The following is a 6,271-nucleotide window of genomic DNA, read 5'->3' on the forward strand; positions in this document are numbered from 1 at the left end:
TGATAAAAAAACTGAGCTAGTTAATAAGCAATCACTTCGACTTCTGTCCGCCTGTTTGCCTGGTGTTCTTCCGGCGTACACTTCACTCCATTCGAACATTTATTTACCAATCTAGTTTCTCCGTATCCTTTGACGACCATCCGATCTCTTTCAATTCCTTTACTGACGATATAATCGACAGCAGATTGGGCACGCTTTTGTGATAACTTCATATTATAACTATCAGATCCTCGACTATCAGTATGACTTGATAATTCGATTTTCAATGTTGGATTGTTGCGCATAGTAGCGACCAACTTATCTAAGATCAAAGCAGCATCTGGTCTAATATTATGTTTATCGAAGTCGTAATAAATATTTTCTAGAACAAACTTCTCACCCACTTTATTTACCGGTTGTAAATTTAATGTAACTCTAATCGTGGTATCTTGCTTTGGAAAAACAGCATTAACCAGTATACTATCGGCCATGTACCCTGGTTTCTCGCCGTAAACTTTATACGCCAATCCTTTATCCAGATCAAAATTTATAGTTCCATTGATATCTGTACTACCTCTGGCGACGACATTCTTTTGATCATATAACATGACTATCGACTGTTCCAATATTTCGCCCGTTTTCTTATCTTTCACGATCGTAATCAGCTCAATATTTAACCGAGGTTTTGTCAACGTAAAGGAATATATATCATCAGACCCAACTCCTCCTAAACGATTGGAAGATAGATACCCCATCGTATGATTGTCATCATCCATACTGTTTACAAAAGCAAAGTCATCAGAAGCTGAGTTTACCGGATATCCCATGTTGATAGGTTTTGAAAAATTAGATTTCGCACCTTTGGCTCTAAAAATATCCAATCCGCCCATCCCTATATGGCCTGTACTGGAAAAATAGAGATTATCTCCCTCTATCGCAGGGAACATTTCATCGCCTGTCGTATTGATCTGGCTACCTGCATTCTGGGGATCCCCCCAGGTGCCGTCGCTCTGCAATTCGGAATACCAAATATCGACACCTCCCTGTCCACCCGGCATATCTGAAGCATAATAAAGAACCGTTTCATCTTTATTTAATACAGCATGTCCCAGTGAATACTCTTTTACATTATTGAAAGGAAAGTTCCCCTCCACCCAAGCATCTCCATTTTTCTTGTAAATGCTTAGCTCCAAGTTCTGCTTTTTCCAACGTTGCGCGTTTTCTTTGTACTTTTGCGCATCTTTACCGGCATAGGTACGTGTTAAAAACAACATATCATTTGCTAGGTTTACAGCGACAGGCCCTACATGATAGGTAGAATTATTAAATGCTTCTGTCATCAAGTTAGGATAATTAAGACTCCCATCCATCCGACGCTCGGCCGAATATACTTTCAGATAGGCCTGACCAGTCATTCCACTCTTCTCCTTTAACAAGCTATTGGGTTCGGCCGCATATAAAGCGCCGTTTGCCGTTGGGGTAAGTCCAAATTCGGCCAGTGCGGTATTTACTGCCTGCTCATTCTTTATCTGATGTTTAGTAGGGTGTTGCATCCAGTAAGCCGCAGAATCAGCACCGATAATAGCGCGATCTATTTCTTGACTAGCTCCATACTTATTGATATACTTTCCATATTGTTCTTTCGCCTCTGGGTATTTTCCCTGTTGCTTTAATACCTCAGCATATTTCAAATGCGCTTCCTTGCTGGCATCACTTAACATGACTATTCTGGAGAACCAATTCTCCGCCAGATCATAACGCTTTATATAGTAATAGCTCTCAGCCAACCGCTCCATGTCCAGTGTCTTCGGATTCTTTTTATCCAACACTAGTTCTTCGTACGACTGTGCTGCATTAGCGTATTCCATTCGTAAGAACTGCTGCTCAGCACGAGCTTTCCGTCCCGGTTGCTCTTGCGCCAGGATAGACTGTATATTTAGAGCCAATAGTAAAACTAAAGCTCCTATTCCCTTATAATATCTTCTGTTCATATGTTTCACAATTTGTAGTTATCTAACTAGTTTTTGTCATCCTTAATGATCTTAGAAATACCTCGGGCTTAAGACCTGTCTTCCTGTTCTTCCAAAAGTAACACCTAAAGTCACCTCGTGCGTTCCATTCTGCATACCACTCATACGGTTGAGCATATGATCATAAGAGTATCCTATTCGGAATTTTGGCGAAACATAAAATTGAGCAACACCACTAATAGAATTCAATGAACTTAGTTTACTTGCAGAATTTGATACATACTCCCGATTAAAAATCTTTGCTCTCGTTCTGTATCCTGCACCTATCCAAAACTTGTCATTAAAGATGAACATGGCGTTGACATCCATAGAAGTCGGTCCTTTGAAATCATCCTTTATAAGAATACTTGGCCTCAACATTAAACCTCGATCCAGTTCTACGAGCATCCCTGCAATAAAATAACCATGGACTTTACGGTACAGACTTTCAAGTGAATTTTGATTGAACTGAAAATCCTCACCGCTATTACTATTGCTAAACAAATCCTGAACAGAAACACCTGCGTACCACTTCGGATTGCTGTAATACACCCCCAAACGAACATCCGGTCTCCAAGTAGAGATCTTTCCATCCGGAACTACCACATCCCCCTGATCGTGATATTTTAGTTTATTACCATCAAGACTGTACTGTGTCACTCCTGCCGCAATACCTAACGCCAACCGGTGTTCATCTCTACGATCCAATTGTAAACGCAAAGCATAATTCGCATAGACACTGGTTGCTGCTTGCGCTCCCAATTGATCTGCGGTAACCTGAAGCCCTACCCCATGTCGCTTATCTTGATCGAGCACTCCGTCTACCGAGATAGTTCCTGTTTTTGGAGCCCCATCCCATCCTGCCCACTGGCTACGGAGCCCCATCTGTCCAAACCATTCCTCCTTATAGCCCGTATAGCCTGGATTAATACTTATCGAGTTAAATATGTACTGCGTAAACTGAATGTTTTGTTGGCCGTAGCCCTTCCATACTAGAAGAGCCATGGTCAACGTTAGTGCGCATTTTATTCCGTATCGTTTCATAACGCGTATTACTTAATTACTTCAATTAATTTGATTTGATTGTCACCCATCCTTTATGTACCTCTACTTTTCCACCTTTCATCAACTCTAGCACATAGAAGTAAGTGCCTTCACTCAATCCCAATCCACCCCAATCATTATTGTATGTATTACTCTTGTACACTTCATTCCCCCAACGGTTAACAATTGTAAGTGCGACTCTATCATACAGCTCAAGCCCTTTGACACGGAACACATCGTTTTTACCGTCACCATTCGGCGTTATGATGTTCGGAATACCCAAGTCGTTGCTAACCACTGCTATACGCACTGTTGCTATATTACTCCATCTGCCTTTTACATCCTTCACGCGATAAGTAAAGGTATCTTCACCGATCATATCACGCGATGAGGTATATGTCACCTTACCATCTATCTCGACATTAACCTGAGCGCCCGAAGACGATGTAACTACCTCTAGACTCGTTGGGTTAATATCCCATTTTGTAACGACATCATTAGCCAAGACATCCACTATCACCGGTATTGCTGTCTTTGTTTCAGCAATATCATCTACCGCTTGAATCAATGGATAGACTACTGGTATCTCCGGAGTATCATCTTCATCGTCCGGATCTTCCGTATCAGGCTTACCTGGTCTCCAAACAGAGATTCCGTTGGTAATCTTCTCTGGAGCTTCATCATCTATCTTAGCGGTAATCTTCACCGTAATAGTACCATTTAAAGCCAATTTAGCCGTAGTTGTTACGGTAACTTTATTACCTGAAGCTGCTATTGTCGCATTATCACCGACTACCTCATATTTCTCTATAGTCACTCCAGCACTTGGACGCTCAGTTAGCTTGATCTCTTTGCCTATCTCCATCACAGAAGGACCATTATTGGTGATCGTCACTGTAAATGTTGTAGTCTCACCGGCTTTAACATGTGTCTCATCCGCTACTTTTTCTATTGTCAAGTTGTAATCACGGTCTACAGGAATTGGAGGTGTATCGTCCTCATCGTCTTCTGGATCCTTTCCTGGATCTTTATCAGGCCCCCATACTGTAATACCGTTGGTAATAGTCGTTGGTGCATCTGCATCGACTTTAGCTGTAACTTTTACTACAATCGTTTGTCCTTGAGCTATCTTGGCTGTTGTAGTTACTATTGCATTATTAGCCGTTCCATTGACCGTTGCATTCGTACCTATTATTTCATATTTATCGATAGTTACGCCATCACCAGGACGTTCTGTCAACTGGATTTTTTTGCCAATATCGATAGTAGATGGACCATCGTTTGTAATAGTCAATGTAAAGGTAGTATTTTCTCCCGCTTTTACGCGAGTCTGATCTGACTTTTTAACAATACTCAAATTCGATTCGCGATCTACCGGAACTGGTGGCGTTTCATCTTTATCATCCTCAGGATCAGTACCAGGATCTTTATCTGGTCCCCAAACTTTAATACCATTTGTAATGGTAGATGGTGCATCTGCTCCTACCGCCGCTGTTACCTTTACAGTGATCGTACCTCCTACTGCAATTGCACTACTTGTAGTTATCGTAGCAGAGTTACCCGTTCCAACAGCTGTACCATTTGCTGAAGTCACTTCGTAGCCTGTAATCGTCAGACCTGTGCTTGGCATTTCACCGAGAGTGATGACCTTACCCGCTGCAATGTTGGCTGGCCCGTCGTTCTTAATCGTCACAGTGAACGTTGTATTTGTACCAGCTTTTACGCGGTTTTGATCAGCTACTTTGGTTACTTCTAAGTTATTAGCGATAACAAATCTTGCCGTTGCTGGGCTACCGTTAATAGACTTTGCATCTACCTGTGCGTCTACAGTAACTATTCCAGGTTTTGTAGAAGTCGTCGGGATAACAGCTTTACCGTTCGCATCCGTAGTAATTGTTTTGCTAGTCTTACTCCCGTCAGGATTTGTAATACCGAACTCAACATCCTTATTGGCAATTGGATTCTCAAACTTATCAAGGATAGTCGCAGTAAACTCGTTATAATCAACACCGTCGGCGATAGCGCCATCTTTTGTGACCTTCAGATTCGATTTGTCGTAATCGACTGCTCCTACGACAAACGTAACCAACGCTGGGCTACCTACCGTGATCGCAGTACCATTTGCCGTAGCCGTGATACTTGCCGTACCGATCTTCTCACTAGTCAATGTCAATTCGAACTGACCATTTGCATCCGATGTACCCGTCAATGCCGATGGCTGAGCCTCTGGCAGGCCTGCAACAGTATATGCTACTGAAGCATTAGCAACCGGATTACTGAACGCATCCATTAAGTTGACGACAACTTTGTTCTTAGATATACCATCCGCTGTAGCATTGTTATCTACAACCTCGATGTTTGATTTACGGAAGTCGATAGCTCCTGCCACGAACGTAACTAATGCCGGGCTTCCCAATGTAATCGCAGTACCACCAGCAGTAGCTGTGATACTTGCCGTACCGATCTTCTCACTGGTCAATGTCAATTCGAACTGACCATTTGCATCCGATGTACCCGTCAACGCGGATGGCTGAGCCTCTGGCAAACCTGCAACAGTATATGCTACTGAAGCATTAGCAACCGGATTACTGAACGCATCCATTAAGTTGACGACAACTTTGTTCTTAGATATACCATCCGCTGTAGCATTGTTATCTACAACCTCGATGTTTGATTTACGGAAATCAATAGCACCGGCAACAAACGTAACCAATGCCGGGCTTCCCAATGTAATCGCAGTACCACCAGCAGTAGCTGTGATGCTTGCTGTACCGATCTTCTCACTAGTCAACGTTAGTTCAAACTGGCCATTAGCATCTGAAGTACCAATTAATGTAGATGTCTGAACGCCTGTCAAACCTGAAACGGTGTACTCCACAGAAGCATTAGCAACCGGATTATTGAAAGCATCCACTAAGTTGACTCGTACTTTATTCTCTTCAACACCATCTGCAGTTGCGTTATTATCAATAACCTCAATATTAGATAGGTTGAAATCAATAGCACCGGCAACAAACGTAACCAATGCCGGGCTTCCCAATGTAATCGCAGTACCACCAGCAGTAGCTGTGATACTAGCTGTACCGATCTTCTCACTGGTCAACGTTAGTTCAAACTGGCCATTAGCATCTGAAGTACCAATTAATGTAGATGTCTGAACGCCTGTCAAACCTGAAACGGTGTACTCCACAGAAGCATTAGCAACCGGATTATTGAAAGCATCCACTAAATTGACTCGT

3 protein-coding genes are annotated in these 6,271 nt (G+C 42.4%); all 3 read right to left on the minus strand.

Features of this window, described 5'->3' with window-relative positions; all coding sequences use genetic code 11:
- Window positions 1–20 precede the first annotated feature (20 nt).
- Complete coding sequence (locus G7B18_RS02435) at window positions 21–1,970, minus strand: OmpA family protein (protein ID WP_164122000.1); 1,950 nt, start codon at window positions 1,968–1,970, stop codon at window positions 21–23.
- A gap of 51 nt (window positions 1,971–2,021) precedes the next feature.
- Window positions 2,022–3,032: a type IX secretion system membrane protein PorP/SprF gene (locus G7B18_RS02440; RefSeq protein WP_164110570.1), complete on the minus strand. Its 1,011-nt coding sequence runs from the start codon at window positions 3,030–3,032 to the stop codon at window positions 2,022–2,024.
- A gap of 25 nt (window positions 3,033–3,057) precedes the next feature.
- On the minus strand, window positions 3,058–6,271 hold a 3,214-nt coding region (locus tag G7B18_RS02445), incomplete at its 5' end, for an Ig-like domain-containing protein (RefSeq protein ID WP_164122001.1).

This window comes from Sphingobacterium sp. xlx-130, from assembly GCF_011007405.1.
Taxonomy (GTDB): domain Bacteria; phylum Bacteroidota; class Bacteroidia; order Sphingobacteriales; family Sphingobacteriaceae; genus Sphingobacterium; species Sphingobacterium luzhongxinii.

Coding starts and splice junctions, on each gene's coding strand:
- G7B18_RS02440 (WP_164110570.1), bottom strand. CDS start 3,032: ATGAAACGATACGGAATAAAATGCGCACTAACGTTGACCATGGCTCTT.
- G7B18_RS02435 (WP_164122000.1), bottom strand. CDS start 1,970: ATGAACAGAAGATATTATAAGGGAATAGGAGCTTTAGTTTTACTATTG.